The organism is Bradyrhizobium sp. USDA 4353 (assembly GCF_054063215.1).
Map to the genome: position 1 here is coordinate 6,160,235 of NZ_JBSSGB010000001.1, position 15,122 is coordinate 6,175,356.

General features: G+C 66.6%; 18 protein-coding genes. 6 read left to right on the top strand and 12 right to left on the bottom strand.

Features of this window, described 5'->3' with window-relative positions; all coding sequences use genetic code 11:
- Positions 1-78 precede the first annotated feature (78 nt).
- The 4 genes from ACVILH_RS28035 to mgtE form a co-directional block, all read right to left on the bottom strand.
- The gene (locus ACVILH_RS28035; protein WP_456715769.1) at positions 79-969 is read right to left on the bottom strand and encodes a hypothetical protein; all 891 of its coding nucleotides are present in this window, start codon (positions 967-969) and stop codon (positions 79-81) included.
- A gap of 144 nt (positions 970-1,113) precedes the next feature.
- Positions 1,114-1,932 (bottom strand): aldo/keto reductase, encoded by an 819-nt coding sequence (locus ACVILH_RS28040; protein WP_456715770.1) that lies wholly within the window; start codon positions 1,930-1,932, stop codon positions 1,114-1,116.
- Between the two features lie 75 nt (positions 1,933-2,007).
- A complete protein-coding gene (locus ACVILH_RS28045) occupies positions 2,008-2,301 on the bottom strand; it encodes a helix-turn-helix domain-containing protein (RefSeq protein ID WP_456715771.1) in 294 nt (97 codons plus the stop codon).
- An 81-nt stretch (positions 2,302-2,382) separates the two neighbouring features.
- Positions 2,383-3,801 carry a magnesium transporter gene (gene mgtE / locus ACVILH_RS28050; RefSeq protein WP_456715772.1) on the bottom strand — a complete coding sequence of 473 codons (1,419 nt, stop codon included), beginning with the start codon at positions 3,799-3,801 and terminating at the stop codon, positions 2,383-2,385.
- A 109-nt stretch (positions 3,802-3,910) separates the two neighbouring features.
- Here mgtE and ACVILH_RS28055 point away from each other — a divergent pair, with 109 nt between their 5' ends.
- On the top strand, positions 3,911-4,765 hold the full coding sequence (locus ACVILH_RS28055; RefSeq protein WP_456715773.1) for a polysaccharide deacetylase family protein: 855 nt from the start codon (positions 3,911-3,913) through the stop codon (positions 4,763-4,765).
- A 234-nt stretch (positions 4,766-4,999) separates the two neighbouring features.
- On the top strand, positions 5,000-6,184 hold the full coding sequence (locus ACVILH_RS28060; protein ID WP_456715774.1) for a polysaccharide deacetylase family protein: 1,185 nt from the start codon (positions 5,000-5,002) through the stop codon (positions 6,182-6,184).
- Between the two features lie 62 nt (positions 6,185-6,246).
- On the opposite strand, the gene ACVILH_RS28065 is transcribed toward ACVILH_RS28060, so the two are convergent.
- The 4 genes from ACVILH_RS28065 to ACVILH_RS28080 all read right to left on the bottom strand — a co-directional run bounded on the left by ACVILH_RS28065 (position 6,247) and on the right by ACVILH_RS28080 (position 9,984).
- On the bottom strand, positions 6,247-6,621 hold the full coding sequence (locus ACVILH_RS28065; RefSeq protein WP_456715775.1) for a hypothetical protein: 375 nt from the start codon (positions 6,619-6,621) through the stop codon (positions 6,247-6,249).
- Positions 6,622-6,844: 223 nt separating this feature from the next.
- The gene (locus tag ACVILH_RS28070; RefSeq protein ID WP_456715776.1) at positions 6,845-8,083 is read right to left on the bottom strand and encodes an NAD(P)/FAD-dependent oxidoreductase; all 1,239 of its coding nucleotides are present in this window, start codon (positions 8,081-8,083) and stop codon (positions 6,845-6,847) included.
- A gap of 15 nt (positions 8,084-8,098) precedes the next feature.
- A complete protein-coding gene (locus tag ACVILH_RS28075; protein WP_456715777.1) occupies positions 8,099-8,449 on the bottom strand; it encodes a RidA family protein in 351 nt (116 codons plus the stop codon).
- A 38-nt stretch (positions 8,450-8,487) separates the two neighbouring features.
- Positions 8,488-9,984: an amidase gene (locus tag ACVILH_RS28080; protein ID WP_456715778.1), complete on the bottom strand. Its 1,497-nt coding sequence runs from the start codon at positions 9,982-9,984 to the stop codon at positions 8,488-8,490.
- 209 nt (positions 9,985-10,193) lie between these two features.
- Between ACVILH_RS28080 and ACVILH_RS28085 the strand changes: the two genes are divergently transcribed.
- From ACVILH_RS28085 to ACVILH_RS28095, 3 genes are all read left to right on the top strand, one after another.
- On the top strand, positions 10,194-10,862 hold the full coding sequence (locus ACVILH_RS28085) for a helix-turn-helix domain-containing protein (protein WP_456715779.1): 669 nt from the start codon (positions 10,194-10,196) through the stop codon (positions 10,860-10,862).
- A gap of 80 nt (positions 10,863-10,942) precedes the next feature.
- Entirely contained in the window at positions 10,943-11,302 is a 360-nt protein-coding gene (locus tag ACVILH_RS28090) for a hypothetical protein (protein ID WP_456715780.1), read from the top strand.
- A 1-nt stretch (position 11,303) separates the two neighbouring features.
- A complete protein-coding gene (locus ACVILH_RS28095) occupies positions 11,304-11,876 on the top strand; it encodes a type II toxin-antitoxin system VapC family toxin (protein ID WP_456715781.1) in 573 nt (190 codons plus the stop codon).
- Between the two features lie 84 nt (positions 11,877-11,960).
- Here the strand turns inward: ACVILH_RS28095 and ACVILH_RS28100 are convergent, their stop codons facing one another.
- Both ACVILH_RS28100 and ACVILH_RS28105 read right to left on the bottom strand, forming a co-directional pair.
- Positions 11,961-12,239, bottom strand: a complete 279-nt coding sequence (locus ACVILH_RS28100; RefSeq protein WP_456715782.1) for a hypothetical protein — start codon at positions 12,237-12,239, stop codon at positions 11,961-11,963.
- Positions 12,233-12,922: an NAD-dependent epimerase/dehydratase family protein gene (locus ACVILH_RS28105; protein WP_456715783.1), complete on the bottom strand. Its 690-nt coding sequence runs from the start codon at positions 12,920-12,922 to the stop codon at positions 12,233-12,235. Before ACVILH_RS28105 ends, ACVILH_RS28100 begins: the two co-directional genes overlap by 7 nt.
- 88 nt (positions 12,923-13,010) lie before the next feature.
- Here ACVILH_RS28105 and ACVILH_RS28110 point away from each other — a divergent pair, with 88 nt between their 5' ends.
- Positions 13,011-13,916 carry a LysR family transcriptional regulator gene (locus tag ACVILH_RS28110; protein WP_456715784.1) on the top strand — a complete coding sequence of 302 codons (906 nt, stop codon included), beginning with the start codon at positions 13,011-13,013 and terminating at the stop codon, positions 13,914-13,916.
- A 12-nt stretch (positions 13,917-13,928) separates the two neighbouring features.
- On the opposite strand, the gene ACVILH_RS28115 is transcribed toward ACVILH_RS28110, so the two are convergent.
- On the bottom strand, positions 13,929-14,525 hold the full coding sequence (locus tag ACVILH_RS28115; RefSeq protein WP_456715785.1) for a hypothetical protein: 597 nt from the start codon (positions 14,523-14,525) through the stop codon (positions 13,929-13,931).
- 79 nt (positions 14,526-14,604) lie between these two features.
- Positions 14,605-14,949 carry a Lin0512 family protein gene (locus ACVILH_RS28120; RefSeq protein WP_456715786.1) on the bottom strand — a complete coding sequence of 115 codons (345 nt, stop codon included), beginning with the start codon at positions 14,947-14,949 and terminating at the stop codon, positions 14,605-14,607.
- Positions 14,950-15,122 lie beyond the last annotated feature (173 nt).

Below are 15,122 nucleotides of genomic sequence, written 5' to 3' on the forward strand. Positions count from 1 at the left end.
AGGATGATCGACGGTTGCGTCGAGCGACGTCCTGCGAGCTCGTCATCCGAGCGCGGAGGGGTCTGATCGGGCGCGCGATCAGCGGCTGAAATCCTGCGGCGTGAACGACATCTCGATCACCTTCCACTCGTCGTATCGATCGGGCGGCAGCATCGTGTAAGGCTGGCAGGCGTTCAGCGCCTGGACTGCGCTCTCCTTGAGCTGCGCAGCCTTCAGCGGCGCAATGACCTCCCTCACCTCCGGCTCCGTGGCCAGCCTGCCGTCGGGGGTCATCGCGAAGCGCAACCTCACCAGGACACGATCATTGGGCGACATCGATGCCGCGAGATGCGCGCAGCTCCTGACCCGCTGACGGAGCGCCGCCTCCAGATTGGCCGCGAGATTCGTCGTTGCCAACGCTCCGGTGTCCTGACCGTCCTCGGGAGCGTTCGCCGCGGGCAGCGGCGACATGGGCGACAGGGGCGGCGGCAGACCGAGCATCACGCCGTATTTCACCGTGAGATCCGGCTCGGGTTGCACGTAGCGCGGTGCGGATGCAGGCGGCGCCGCCTTGGCAGCCGGCTTCGGATCTGATTTGGCCTCCGGCTTTGCTTCCGACTTGGCCGCCATCTTCGCCGGGGCTTTCGGCGACGGCGACGCTGAGGGCTGCGGCGGCTTTTGCGGCTCCTTGGCCTCCTGCTGCGGCGTCTGCGCGGGCTGCGGCGCCGGAGGTGGCGCGGCGGCCGCCGGCGAGGCGCTGGGAGCCGGCTGTGGCAGGGTCAGCTCGGGCGTCGGTGATGGCGACGGCGTGGCGACGGGCTCCGGCGCCTTCTTCTGCTCGTCGGCATCGACGATGTCGACCGCGACCTCGTCGCTCCGAGGCAGGTCGTAAGGCCTGACCGAGGTCGAGACCACGACCCCGCCGACCAGCAGGACATGCGCGAGCACGGACGCGGCGATGCCCCAACGGATGAACTGCCAACGTTCCATGTTGCTTCACGTCGCCCGCGCATGAGCGGATGCGTGCGCATTCGCTCCGATCATCGACAGGGTATGCGGCGCCACCGGCCGCGCGGCCCGCCGGCCGCCCTCCCCGTCATGTCGGGCTGTAGCATAAACCCGAAGGCTGCGCCCTCAATCCCATTTGGGCGCGAAGGCGAAGTTGGTCATCCGCCCTTCCGGGCTGCCCATCGCGAAGATGTCCGCCATCTCCTGCTCGGAGAGCTCGAAATCGAACAATTCGAGGTTCTCGGACAGCCGTTCGATCTTCGAGGTCCGCGGGATCGCCACGACATTCTGCTGCACCAGCCAGCGCAGGCAGATCTGCGCCGGGCTCTTGCCATGGTCGCGGCCGATCCGCGTCAGGGTGGGATCGTTCTTGATCTTGCCCTTGGCGATCGGGCTGTAGGCGACCACTGCCATGCCGTGCCGCGCGCAGGCCTCGCGGACCTTGGTCTGGTCGAGATAGGGATGATACTCGACCTGGTCGCACACCAGCGGCTCCGTCGACAGCGCCATCGCCTCGTCGAGCAGCGCGACCGTGAAATTCGACACGCCGATATGGCGCGCCAGGCCGAGCGTCTTGGCATGCGCCAGCGCGCCAAGCGTCTCGGCCAGCGGCACATGCGTATTCGGCCAGTGCAGCAGCAACAGGTCGACCTCGGAGACCCGCAGCCGGACCAGGCTCTCCTTGGTCGAGCGCTCCAGGTCATTCGGGGCGAAATGCGTCGTCCACACCTTGGTGGTCAGGAACACCTCGTTGCGGCGGACGCGCGAGGCGCGCAAGCCTTCGCCGACCTCGGTCTCGTTCTCGTAAACCTGGGCGGTGTCGATGTGCCGGTAGCCCAGCGTCAGCGCCTGCTCGACGATGCGGGCGCAGGTTCGCCCACGCAATTCCCAGGTCCCGAGACCCAGAGCGGGGATCCTTGCACCATTGGCCTCGATCGTCAGCATGGCCGTGCACTCCAGACGCGTGCAGGATTATGTAGGCACACAGAGGTGGTTGCCAACGCGCGACCGGTTTTTAGCTTAAGTCTTAGCTAAGGCCGCAAACACGGTATCGGGCGCATGGGCGATCACGGTCAGCAGCGCGCGCGCCGGGCCGCGCGGCATGCGCTTGCCCTGCTCCCAGTTGCGAATGGTCTCGACGGGCACGCCGAGCTTGGCGGCGAACTCCTGCTGCGTCAGTTGCACCCGCCGCCGGAGATCGCGCACCTCCAAGGGGCTTGCCGGCGTGGCCGTCGCAGGCGCGAGCGGAAACTCCCCGCCGTCGCGCAGCTCCACGATCCGTCCGTCCGCCTTCAGCCGCAAGCGTTGTTGCATGGTCCGACTCCATCTCGATGCGGAGTGTCGCCGAGCTGCGTTAAGGCCGGATTAACGATATAAGTCGTTCAGGCGGCGGGCTTATTTCAAGCCGAACCAGAGCGTCGCGATGCCCAGAAACGAGAAGAAACCGACGACGTCGGTCACGGTCGTGACGAAGGTTCCGGAGGCGACGGCCGGATCGGCGCGGACGCGCTCGAGCACCATCGGGATCAGGATGCCGCCGAGCGCGCCGGCGACGAGGTTGGAGACCATCGCCAGCCCAATCACGATGCCGAGGCCTGGCGTCTTGAACCAGGCCACCGCGGCAATGCCGGTGACGAGCGCGAAGGCGAGGCCGTTGACGAGCCCGACCGTGGCCTCGCGCATCACCACGCGCAGCGCATTGTTCGGCCCGAGCTCCCGCGTCGCCAGCGCCCGCACCGCAACCGTCATGGTCTGGGTGGCGGCATTGCCGCCCTGGCTCGCCACGATCGGCGCGAGCACCGCGAGCGCCACCATCTGCTGCAGCTGGCCCTCGAACAGGCCGAGAACCGAGGATGCGAGGAATGCGGTGGCGAGATTGATCAGCAGCCAGTTGAAGCGGCCCTTGGCGATGGTCCAGACGCTGTCGGACAGCTCCTCGTCGCCGGACACGCCGCCGAGCGCCTTGAAGTCCTCGTCGGCCTCCTCCTCGATCACGTCGACGACGTCGTCGATCGTGATCACGCCGACGACGCGGTTGTCGGCATCGACCACGGGAGCTGCGACCAGATTGTACTTGCCGAACAGCCGCGCCACCTCGGCGAGATCGTCGGTGACGGTGATGCGGCGGCGCTCCGCATCGATCAGCTCGGCCAGCGGCACCGGGCGGCGGGCGCGCAGCAGCGCGTCGAGCGAGACCGCGCCCTGCCAGTGCCGCGCCTCATCGACCGCATAGATCTCGTAGAAGCGCTCCGGCAGGTCCGGCGTCTCGCGCATGTAGTCGATCGCCTCGCCGACGGTCCATGCTGGCGGAACCGCGATGAACTCGGTCTGCATGCGCCGGCCGGCCGAGCCTTCGGGATAGTCGAGGCTGCGCTCGAGAACGTCGCGCTCCGATGGCGGCAGGCGCTCGAGGATCTCCTCCTTGTCCTCCTCGTCGAGGCTCTCCAGCAGCTCGACCGCGTCGTCGGATTCGAGCTCGCGCACGCCTTCGGCGACGGTGGCGGGCTCCAGCTCCTCGAGGATCTCCTCGCGGACGGCGTCATCGACCTCGTTCAATGCCGAAAAGTCGAAATCGGTTCCGGTCAGCTCGACCAGCCTGACGCGGTCCTCGGGCGCGAGAGCGGCGATCAGATCGCCGAGATCGGCCTCGTGCAGCTCGGCGACCTCCGCGCGCAGGAACGCCTCGTCCTCGGCCGCAATGGCGGCGGTGATCGCCGCGATGAACTCGGCGCGAATCTCGCCGGATTCGGTGCGCATCGCCGCGCGATCGGGTAGAGTTGCATCGGCAGGGGCAACGTCCAATGTGTCGTTCATGACGTGCCTCACGAGTTCTTATTCAGACAAATGGTCTGATTTGTGCTTTCACGCATTACATAATCGGCAACAGCGAGCGCAACGGGAAAAGATGTCTCAGGCGCGGTGGATGACGGGATGGGTAAACGCAGCCGGCGTGGTGGCCGCGCTGCTGGTGATGCACGGCGCCAGCGCCGAGCCCACGCCCTGTCCACGCGAGGGCACGCTCGGCACCTCGCGCGTGCTCAGCGTGAACCCCAAGAACTATCCCCGCGTCGGCCTGAAGAGCTTCCCCGATACCCTGCCGCTAGAAGACGGCGAGGTGGTGCTGACCTTCGACGACGGCCCGTCGCCGCCGATGACCAACAAGGTGCTCGCGGCGCTCGCGAGGGAATGCGTGCGCGCGACCTTCTTCCTGGTCGGCCAGCCTGCATCGGGCCGCGCCGAGCTGGTGCGGAAGATCGCAGCCGAAGGCCACACGGTCGGCCATCACACCTATACGCACGCGCATCTGGCGCACATCTCGCCGGAACAGGCCGTCGACGAGATCGATCGCGGCATTGCCGCCGATGAGAAGGCGCTCAACGGTGTCGAGACGACGACGCCCTCGACGCCGTTCTTCCGCTTCCCCTACTTCGAATCGACGCCGGCGACGCTGGACCTGCTGCAGTCGCGCGGCATCGCTGTCTTCGGCGCCGACTTCTGGGCGAGCGATTGGACGGCGATGTCGCCGGAGCAGACGTTGAAGCTGCTGGTCAAACGTTTGAACCTGGCGCGCAAGGGCATCATCCTGCTGCACGATCCGCAGCCGCGCACCGTGGCGATGCTGCCTGCGTTCCTGCGCTACCTGAAGGATCACGGCTATCGCGTGGTCCACATCGTGCCGGCGAAGTCGGAGACAGCGGCGGAACCGCACACCGACCAGCACAGCGGCGAGCAGCACAGCGGCAGTCCCTCGCCTGCCGAGCCGCACGGTGGTGGTTAATCCGCCGTTCAGCGCCACCGTTTACGCTTGACTGTCGCAGCGTCGGCGATTCCAGCCGATTGCAATCCGGCAACAGCTACCGGCAAACCGGAACTCAGGACGATGTGATGTCGCGACGGCTCAACATCCCTGCTATGTCTCGGTGGGAGCTTGCCAGCAGGGCTGCAACCTATCATGGACCATCCAGGAGCCGGGCCGAAGGACCCGGCCCGGTGAAGGGAATCGAGCAGCGTGATGCGTGATCGTAAGTCTGCTTGCGTTGGACGGCCAACATGGCGCGCAGTGCTGCTCGGCAGCGTTACCGGAATCGCCTTGAGTGCGGGATCGGCCGCGTCGGCAGCCGACTGCCCCGGCAATCCCAACGCGCTCGGCACCTCGCGCACCCTGGTCGTCGATCCGCGCGAGCATCCGCGCCTCGGCGCGATGCAGTACAAGGAGACGCTGCCTCTCAGGGATCATGAGGTGGTCATCACTTTCGACGACGGCCCCGTGCCGAAATACAGCAACCAGGTGCTGAAGATCCTCGCCGACCAGTGCGTCAAGGCGACGTTCTTCACCATCGGGCGCCAGGCGAAGGCCGATCCCGAAGGCGTGCGCAAGCTCGCCGCCGCCGGTCACACCATCGGCACGCACAGCCAGAACCATCCGCTGAGCATGAACCGGATGACACCCGAGCAGGTGCAGCCCGAGGTCGATCAGGGCATCGCCTGGACCAAGGCCGCGTTGACCGATCCGTCGGCGCTGTCGCCGTTCTTCCGCGTGCCCGGCCTGCTGCGCGGCGACGCCGTCGAGAGCTACGCGGCCTCGCTCGGCCTGCAGGTGTGGAGCGCGGATTTCCTCGCCGACGATTGGCGCAGCATCTCCGGCGCCAAGGTCCATGAGCTCGCGATGAAGCGGCTGGAGGCGCGCGGCAAGGGCATCCTGCTGCTGCACGACATCCAGGCGCGCACCGTGGCCGCGTTGCCGAAGATCCTGGCCGATCTCAAGGCGAAGAACTACAAGATCGTGCACGTGGTGGCGGCGACTCCGGACCGGCCGGCGACGCCGACGGATCCGCAGGACTGGCTGGTGCATCGTCCGTCGGACGACACGCCGGTCGCGCATTGGCCGGCGATCACCCCGGTCGATCTCGCGGGGGCCGACACGCATGTCCGCGCCAAGCTGGACGATTTCGGCAATCTGGATCTGCGGCCTGCGGCTGCGGCATCGGCCAGCTTGCCGAAGCCGGCGTGGCCGCGTCCGGTGGTGACGCCGCGCATCGCCAGCGTCCCGGCCTTGGCGGCGCCGTCGGCCGATTTGTTCGCGTGGCCGCCCGTCGCGCCGTTGACGGCTGGACGGCACCATCTCGCCCGCCTCGAAGCTCCCTCCGCCAAGCCGGCGGCGCGTCCGGTTCGGCTGGCCAGTCTGCGCAAGCGCTGAGCACGCATGAATAAAGCAGCCGTCGCGACGCAAGGCGTCGCGCGCGGGGCTGCAACCTCCGACTACTTCGTCACCAGCTTGCTGAAGCAGAGGATGACGGCGGCGGCCAGGAAGAACAGGTCCATGTAGGACATCTTCTCGCCATCACGCCGCAGCGAGCCGACCTCGTTCATGGTCTGCTTGTTGACGACCTGGCCGACCGGGCCGTCGCCCAGCATGCCGGACAATCGGCGAACGTCGGCCTCGAGCTTCTCGATGCGGCCGAAGAAATGGAACGAGCGCACCACGGTGTAAGAGCGCATCCCGGAATAGACCAGGATGATGAGCGCCAGAACCGCGCGGTTCTGGTAGTTCTCGATGTAGTTGAGGCTCATATACACCGCGCCGAGAAATACGAAATTCGACACGAAGCGGTAGGCCAGGCCCGCGAAATTCATCTGCTCCCCCACAGGATGTTCGGATCACCGGTGGACCACAGAACGTGCGACTAGCGCCTCGCCCCCGCGTTCTGCTCCAACCGAGATGACCGTAGGAGCGCGGGCTTGCGAATGTATGAAATGCGGATTTCTGCACCGCAGAACGGACGTCGTTGGTAAACAAGACGCTGCGTTGAGCCGCCGGCTGCAGCCTAAAATTGCGGGCTGCAGCCGCTCTCGCGGCTTACGCGCCGAAGCGCGCCGGCGCGCACGCCGCGACGTCGACGCTCGCCGCCTCGCCGCTCATCTGCTCGGCGAGGATGCGGCCGGTCGCCGGTCCCAAGGTGAAGCCCTGATGACCATGCCCAAAATGGAGCCACAGCCCCTTATGCCGCGCGGCCGGGCCGACGACCGGCAGCATGTCCGGCATGCACGGCCGGGTGCCGACCCACGGCTCTGGCTCGACCGGCTTGCCGAGGTCAATCAACTGGCGCGCCGCCGCTTCGGCCTTGCCGAGTTGGACCGGCGTCGGCTTCGCATCCGGTGACGACAGCTCGGCACCGGTGGTGATGCGCACGCCCCTCGCCATCGGGTTCATCAGGTAGCCGAACGCGGCATCGCGCAGCGGCAGGTCGAGCGGCGCGCCGCCTGAGTAGTGCCGGTGATAGCCGCGCTTGCGCACCATCGGGATATCGTAGCCGAAGCGCTTCAGGAACTCCGGCGACCACGGCCCAAGCGCGACCACGACGGCCTCCGCCTCGATGCGGCCCTCCTGCGTCGTCACCGCCCAGCCGCTGCCCTGTTGCGCAAGCGTGGTCGCGTCGCCGACCAGCAGCTTGCCGCCGCGCTTGACGAACAAGTCCGCGTAGGACGCGACCAAGCTGCCCGGATCGGACACCGTCCACGGCTCCTGCCAATGCAGGCCGCCGATGCCGGTGTCGGTGAGGCCGGGCTCGGCCTTGCCAAGCTCGGCAGACGTGAGCAGCTTGAACTTGACGCCATAGGCCTTGCCGACCGCCTTGGCCTCCTTGGCCTCCTTGTCGAACTGCGCCTGCGTCCGGTGCAGCACGCGGAAGCCGTCGCGGCGCACGAGATTGCCGGCGCCGGCGGCCGCGATCAGCGGCTCATGCTCGAGCGTTGCCCGTCCGATCAGCTGCGCATAGGTGCGCGTCAGCACGTCATGGCGCGCCGGAAACGAGTTCCACCAATATTGCAGCAGCGGCCGCACGTGATACGGCAGGCCGGCGAGCGTGTAGTGCACGTCGTTGGTGCGCGCCAGCGCGATGTCCAGCACGCCCGCGATGTCATAGGGCATCGCATACGGCCGGACGGCCTCGCTCTGGATGATGCCGGCATTGCCATAGCTCGTCTCGCGGCCGGGCTCGCGGCGGTCCACCAGCGCCACCGACCAGCCCCTGCTCTGCAGGTGCAGCGCCGTGCCGACGCCGACCATGCCGCCTCCGAGAATGATTGCGCTCCGCATCGTCATCACTCCCAATCAGGTCCGCGCCGCCGCGACGACGGTGACCTCTAGCCGAACATCCGCGATCATCTGCGCCTGCACCGTGGTGCGCACCGGCAGCGGATCCTTGAAATGCTTGCGATAGGCTTCGTTGTATTCGGCAAAGTCCGCCTTGTCGGCGAGATGCACCATGCAGGACACGATATCGTCGAGCGTCAGCCCCTCGCCCGCCAGCGTCTCCGAGATGTGCTTGAACACCAGGTCCGTCTGCGCGGTGATGCCCTCGGGAATGCTGCCGTCATCGGCGACCGGGACTTCGCCCGACAGGAACACCAGTCCGCCGGCGCGGCGCACCAGCGAGAACGGCCATGAGTTTGCGTCGGACATGATTAGCTCCGGAAGATGTTGATCATTTTAGGCCCGCCCTAGTCCCAGGCCATGAAGCCCGGCGTCTGCGCCAGCGGCGGCAACGCGGCGAGCTTCGCGAGATCGGGCTGCGGTCGGCGCAGCTCGGCATCACCGGCAAACGCCTGCTCCAGCGCCGCGGCCACGCCGAGCACGAGCGCATCGCCGCCGCGAGGGCCGACGATCTGCAAGCCGAACGGCAGCCCGTTCTCGTCAACGCCGAGCGGCAGGCTGAGTGCCGGATGGCCGGCGAGCGTCACCGCATAGGCCAGCGCCAGCCAATGGAAGTAGGACTTGGTCGGCACGCCGTCGATCTCCGCCGGATACAGCTCCGACCAGGGCCGCGGACTGAGCGTGATGGTCGGGCTGATCAGCAAATCGTGCTTTGCGAAGAAGCTCTGATAGGCGCGATAGATGCGGGTCTGGTTGGCGGCGGCGCGCGAAAAATCCTCGAGGCTGTAGGACAGCCCCTCCTCGACATTGGCGCGGACATTCGGCCCGATCATTTCGGGGCGCTCGCGATAATTCTTGCCGTGCTGGGTCAGGAACAGCGACGCGCGCAGCACCGCAAAGGTCTCGTCGGCGCCGCCGCAATCCGGGGTCGCTTCGTTGGCGTCGGCAAACAGCGGCGCGATGCGTGTCACGCGCGCGCGGAAGGCGCGGCGGATCAGTTGCTCGGTCGGCGCAAAGCCGAAATCCTCGGTGAAGGCGAGCTTGAGCTTGCGCAAATCGACCTGCGGCGGCACCGCCCAGCGCGCGGGCTGCCCGCGCACCGCCTCGCCCGGCAGCGTGTAGGCCAGCGGATCACGCGCGTCGTCGCTCGCCATCACCGATAGCATCAGCGCGGTATCGGCAACGTTGCGCGCCATCGGCCCGTCGGTCGACAGGCACGACCAGCCATGCGCACGCTTGTCGCTGGCGACGAGTCCATAGGACGGCCTCATGCCGACGATGCCGCAGAAGCCGGCCGGATTGCGCAAAGACCCGCCGGTGTCCGAGCCCGAGGCGAGCGGCGCCATGCCGCAGGCGAGCGCCGCGGCCGAGCCGCCGGAGGAGCCGGCCGCCGAGCGCAACGTATCGAACGGATTGCCGGTGGCGCCGAACACGGGATTGCGGGTGTTGCCGCCCGCAGCCCATTCCGGTGTGTTGGTCTTGCCGAAGATGATAGCGCCCGCCGCGCGCAGCCGCGCCACGGAGGCCTGGTCGGCCGCCGGCACGTTGTCGGCCAGGATCGGGCTGCCATAGGTCGAGCGCATCCCGGCGGTGTCCTGGGTGTCCTTGATCAGCACCGGCAGGCCGTGCAGCGGACCCTTGTCCTCGCCCTTGGCGAGCTCGGCCTCGGCGCGCTGGGCGGCCGCCCGGGCGCCGGTCTCATCAAGGGTCACCACGGCGTTGACCGCCGGGTTGACCGCCGCGATCCGCTCCAAGCAGGATTCGAGCAGCGCCACAGGCGATATCGCCTTTGATTTCAGCAGCTTGACCAGCTCGCCGGCCGTCTTGTCGCAAATCGAGTCCACAGGGCTTCTCTTTTCCGATCCGGAAAACTATTTAGCACATAAGAAACAGAATGCACGACTTGAAAACGCAATGTTCCACCGCGCGTCACGCATGGGCGTGAGCCCCGGTCCAGCCCATTGATTCATCAGCCAGTTTCGCGCGACATTCCCCGACTGCCGCCGCGCCCGCAGACAACCTGATCCGCTAACGGATTTTCCGGAGCCCTGAAGTGACCGACACCGTCGTCAGCGAGACCGCCGCCGAAGGCCCGCATTCCCAGCTCGGCCACTGCCTGAAGGCGGCCCGCCAGGCGCGCGGCCTGACCCTGAAGCAGGTGGCGGAGAAGACGGGCATGGCGCTGTCGACCCTGTCGAAGGTCGAGAACGGCCTGATGTCGCTGACCTACGACAAGCTGCTGCAGCTGACCTCAGGCCTGCAGATGGACATCGCCGAGCTGTTCAGCACGGCCGCGCCGCGCCCCGAGCCCGGTCGCGCCGTGACCGCCCGCCGCAGCATCAGCCGCGCCGGCCAGGGCCAGGTGGTCAACACCAAATTCTACACCTACACCTATCAATGCACCGACCTGATCGGCAAACGCATGGTGCCGATGATCACCGAGGTGCGCGCCCGCACATTGGAGGAGTTCGGCCCCCTGCTCCGCCACAGCGGCGAGGAATACTTTTTGGTCACCCGCGGCACCATCGCCGTCCACACCGAGTTCTACGCGCCCGAGATCCTGCACGAAGGCGATGGCATGTATCTCGACAGCACCATGGGCCACGCCTACCTCAACGCCGGCGACACGGAGTCCGCGCAGGGCGTCTGTTTGTGCACGAGCGAGCAGGCCGATCTGTTCGAGCAGCTGCACCGGATCGCGAAGAAGGATGCGGTGGAGTGAGGGCGTCGACAAATATTGAACCAAAGCGCCCGAGCGATTATGTTGAACAAGCTGGCTTTCGTTCAACAGGTTCAAATCCCATGGCCAAGATGAAAGTTCGGAAGTCGCCGGCTCGCCGGGGCAAGGCCAGGGCAAGCGATAAGACGCTGCCGGTCTCCGACAGTCAATCGTCAGCCAATCGGGTTGTTGCGGTCGAGACGCGGGTTGACGCTGTCATGCGGGCGGCAGAGCAGTCCGGGCTGCTGAAAGACAAAACCGGCCGCATTGGCGGACGTGTGAGTTCGGAGCTCGTCAGGCAGGCCAAACGTCAAACCGGGATCGAGGCAGATACGGATCTCATCGAGTTTGCGCTTGCGACGATTGCGTTAGAAGACAACTTCGCGACCGTCTTCAAAGAGACCCGTGGCACCGTCGACCCGAAGCTGAAGCTCGGCTTCTGAGGTGGTGGCATTCGACTTCGATGCGGCTCGGCGCTGGTCGCGCTTTGATCCGGGCAAGACGCTCGCCCGCCGTCGAGACGAGGAGCTGCCTTTTCTCAGTCCGGATCATATCGCTGGTCAGGGACTTCTGCTCGATACCTGCGTCTATATCGATCAGATGCAAGATCGATCTCCTGCAATACTGGACGAGTTGCTCGCGAATAGGCTGGTCAATCATTCGACCATCGCCGTGCAGGAGCTGATGTACACGGTGGGAGTCCTCAATCCCTCGGATCGGCGCACGAGGGCCGTGGTCGAAACTATCCGGAAACATATCAGGGCGATGCCGCCCCATCGCACATTCGTACCGGACAGCGATAACTTTGGACGCGCCGCGTTGCTGTCCGGCATTCTTTGCCGGATTCAGGGTCATGAAAGAGACGGCAAGCCGCGCGCCCTTCATGACTGCGTTCTGTTCCTGCAGGCGCAGAAGCTCGGCCTCGCTGTCCTCACCGCGAATACTGCTGACTTCGACGTACTCTTGCAGCTTGTCCCCGCCGCACGGGCGCTCTTCTATAAGCGACGCGTTCACTAGCACGGATCATTAGTAAACGTCGCCACCGCGTGACGCGCCGTCCGACGGGATCAGCAGCCACGCGCCGGTTGCGGATGTCAGATATCAATCAGAACTCAGCGCCGCCCTCACCGCCTCATCCAGCGGCGTATGCGGCTCCGGCCCGAGCAGTCCGACCAGCCCGCGGTTCTCCAACGCGAGGCCCTGCTTCCACAGCCAGCGCATCTCGATCGCCTCGCGCATGAAGCCGACGAAGGGTGCGGCGAGCCAGAGGATGATCCAGGGGAACGGCTTCACCGGCAGGTCGGGCCGGCCCGTGACGCGGCGAACGGCGTCGGTCATGTCGTGGCCGGTCGCATCGTAGTGGCCGGCGAAATTCAGCATCGTGTAGTTGGGCAGCTCGGGCTGATGTCGACGAGGCGCGCGAAGGTCTCGGCGAGATCGGGGACGTAGGCCCAGGCGTGGCCGATGCCCGGCCGTGTCAGGCGCTGCAGCGACGTCGCCGACATGCCGCCCTTGGCCAGCACCTGGGCAAACCACGAATTGGTCACGCCGGGGCCGAAGAAGTCGCCGGCCCTGATCGCGATCACGCGAACGCCGCGGTCGCGCGCGGCCTGCTCCAGCATCTCCTCCATCTCGAGCCGCACCTGGCCCTTGCGCGTGGTCGGCTGCCGCGGCGTCGTTTCAGTGACGACCGAAGGCGATGCTGATGAGTAGACGTAGACGTTGCCCGGAAACAGGATCGTCGCGCCGACGGCCTTTGCGGCCGCGATGGTGTTGGCGAGCATCGGCAGCGCATCCTCGCGCCAGCGCGCATAGCGCGGCGGATTGACACCGTGCATGATCAGGCTGGCGCCCTCGGCAGCCGCACGCACGGAGGCCGCATCGCGCGCATCGCCGTCGCGCCACTCGACCGGGAAGGCCAAGGACGGCCGCTCGGCCGGCCGCCGGCGCGTCAGCGCACGGATGGTGACGCCGCGCTGCGCCAGCGCCTTGGCAATGGCGCCGCCGATCGCGCCGGTCAGGCCGAGGATCAAAGCGGTTGGGGCGTTGGTGTCGTGGGACATGGGTCGATCTCCTGCTGTCCAGGCAATCTGGTCCGATGACCTCAAAACGGAAATTGCCAATCACTCTTGAGATGCTATACGTTTTCGTATGACAGAGCCTTCGGACTGGAGCCTCCTTCGCTCATTCCTCGCCGTCCTCAGGCGGGGCAGCCTCTCCGCGGCCGCGCGCGCAACCGGGCTGACGCAGCCGACCATCGGCCGCCACATCGACGAGCTCGAAGCCGGTCTCGGCGTCGCCCTGTTCACCCGCTCCCAGGCCGGACTGTTGCCGACCGCGGCAGCAGCGACGCTGCTGCCGCATGCCGAGACGATGGAGGCGGCGTTCGCGGCGCTGGTGCGCGCAGCCAGAACCGGCGGCGATGCAGGGCAGCCGCGCGGCGTGGTCAGGATCTCGGCGAGCGAGATCATCGGCACCTACGTGCTGCCGCCGATCCTCGCCGGCATCCGCAACCGCTTCCCACACATCGTCATCGAGCTCGCGCTCAACAACCGCACCGAAGATCTACTCAGGCGCGACGCCGACATCGCGGTGCGGATGATCCGGCCGAAGCAGGACGGCCTCGTCGCGCGCCGGCTCGGCCGCATCCCGCTCGGCCTCTACGCCCACCGTGACTACATCGCGCGCTTCGGTCTGCCGGATACGATCGAGGCGCTCAAGGCACATCACGTCATCGGCTTCGACCGCGACGATCATTCGGCGCGCTCGGTCGCCAGCGCACAGCTCCCGCTGTCGCGCGAGCTCTTCTCCTATCGCACCGATTCCGACGTCGCCCAGGTCACCGCGATCGAAGCCGGCCTCGGCATCGGCGGCATGCAGAGGGCGATGGCCCGCCGCAATCCGGCGCTGGTCCCGGTGCTCGCCGACCAGGTCGCCTTCGAGCTCGACTGCTGGCTCGCCGTGCACGAGGACCAGAAGAATTCCCCACCGATCCGCGCGCTGTTCGACGGTCTGGCGGAGGGACTGGCGCGGTGGGTCAGCGAGGGCAGCCGCTGACGGAGCAGAGCCTCATTCGGGATCTTGCTGCGGTCCCGGCAGATCGAGCGCCGAGCGCAAGCGGCCCTGCCCTCGCCGATACAAGGTGGCGTAGCTCGCGGCCGCCAACAGGTCGGGATAGGGCTCGAAGCCGTCGACGACCTTGTTGAAGGGGATCTGGCCGCAGCCCGGCACGTCGCATTTCGGCTTGCCCTTCGGGCAGGTGTTGTAATTGCAGAGCCGGCCGAGATAGCGATCGGTCCCGGGCTCGATCAGGAAGATCTCGACCTGGTGATTGGCGGTGCTTGGCCCGTGGCCGGCCTTGTAGGCATTGAGCAGCGCGGCATCCCGCGCGCGGCGGATCGCATCGAGCCGATGCTGCGACCTGATCCAGACCGCGAGGTCGAGATCCCCGCACTCATGCCAAACCTCGATGCCGGCGCGGCGATACTCGCGAAAGCGCGGCACCTCCTTCCACAGCGGCTTGGCGACCGAGCCGATCACCGCGACGGCCTCGATCTCCTCGAACGCGGCCAGCGCATCGGTGACGATGTCCGCGGCCCTGCGGAAGTCGTGCTGCTGACGCAGCAGGTACTCATTCTGCTGTTTGATCTCGGTGCGTGATACCATGGTTGTCCAAGTCGATCTTGCGAGGCGTCCGCGCTCGGCTTCTCCACAAGCTGACGGCTCGAGCGCATCATGGGCCGGCCTATTTGCCGTCGTCGAGATGCACGAGCACCGCGGCATTGGCGATGATGATCGCATCGCTCCCCGCCTCGGCGGGAATCTCCAGCCCGCCCTTCACCGCGGTGACCGTCACCGTGCCATAAGGCAATTCCTTGGCGACCGCCGCGGTGTCGACGGTCTCCGGATTCGGAACGGCAATGGTGACGTCGACCAGCATGTCCTGCGGCGTCTTGCCGACCATGCGGAAAAAGCCGAGGCTGGAATGGCGGATCGCATCCGACACCGCGCGCTTGGCAGCCTTGGTGGCGTCGCGGCCATGGACATCGACGCCCATGCCCATCTCGGTGATACAGCGAATGCGCGCCATGGCGGTGTTCCCTCGATTTGGATTGATCGGCGGGCGACCTTAGCCGAGCGCACGGCCGGCGCAACCCGGCTGACAACAGCTTCCGCAAGACGCAGAATGGTCATCGGCCCCGGGCATATATCGTGCATGATGATCTGAACAACGACGACAGAAGACCCTCGCGATGATGTCCG

Excerpts from the sequence above, each read along its gene's own strand:
- ACVILH_RS28075 (WP_456715777.1), bottom strand. The coding sequence starts at position 8,449 with ATGTCCGACGCAAACTCATGGCCGTTCTCGCTGGTGCGCCGCGCCGGC.
- ACVILH_RS28115 (WP_456715785.1), bottom strand. The coding sequence starts at position 14,525 with ATGGTATCACGCACCGAGATCAAACAGCAGAATGAGTACCTGCTGCGT.
- ACVILH_RS28055 (WP_456715773.1), top strand. The coding sequence starts at position 3,911 with ATGACGGGATGGGTAAACGCAGCCGGCGTGGTGGCCGCGCTGCTGGTG.
- ACVILH_RS28105 (WP_456715783.1), bottom strand. The coding sequence starts at position 12,922 with ATGTCCCACGACACCAACGCCCCAACCGCTTTGATCCTCGGCCTGACC.
- ACVILH_RS28120 (WP_456715786.1), bottom strand. The coding sequence starts at position 14,949 with ATGGCGCGCATTCGCTGTATCACCGAGATGGGCATGGGCGTCGATGTC.
- ACVILH_RS28065 (WP_456715775.1), bottom strand. The coding sequence starts at position 6,621 with ATGAATTTCGCGGGCCTGGCCTACCGCTTCGTGTCGAATTTCGTATTT.
- ACVILH_RS28045 (WP_456715771.1), bottom strand. The coding sequence starts at position 2,301 with ATGCAACAACGCTTGCGGCTGAAGGCGGACGGACGGATCGTGGAGCTG.
- mgtE (WP_456715772.1), bottom strand. The coding sequence starts at position 3,801 with ATGAACGACACATTGGACGTTGCCCCTGCCGATGCAACTCTACCCGAT.
- ACVILH_RS28100 (WP_456715782.1), bottom strand. The coding sequence starts at position 12,239 with ATGCTGAATTTCGCCGGCCACTACGATGCGACCGGCCACGACATGACC.
- ACVILH_RS28060 (WP_456715774.1), top strand. The coding sequence starts at position 5,000 with ATGCGTGATCGTAAGTCTGCTTGCGTTGGACGGCCAACATGGCGCGCA.
- ACVILH_RS28070 (WP_456715776.1), bottom strand. The coding sequence starts at position 8,083 with ATGCGGAGCGCAATCATTCTCGGAGGCGGCATGGTCGGCGTCGGCACG.
- ACVILH_RS28110 (WP_456715784.1), top strand. The coding sequence starts at position 13,011 with ATGACAGAGCCTTCGGACTGGAGCCTCCTTCGCTCATTCCTCGCCGTC.
- ACVILH_RS28090 (WP_456715780.1), top strand. The coding sequence starts at position 10,943 with ATGGCCAAGATGAAAGTTCGGAAGTCGCCGGCTCGCCGGGGCAAGGCC.
- ACVILH_RS28040 (WP_456715770.1), bottom strand. The coding sequence starts at position 1,932 with ATGCTGACGATCGAGGCCAATGGTGCAAGGATCCCCGCTCTGGGTCTC.
- ACVILH_RS28035 (WP_456715769.1), bottom strand. The coding sequence starts at position 969 with ATGGAACGTTGGCAGTTCATCCGTTGGGGCATCGCCGCGTCCGTGCTC.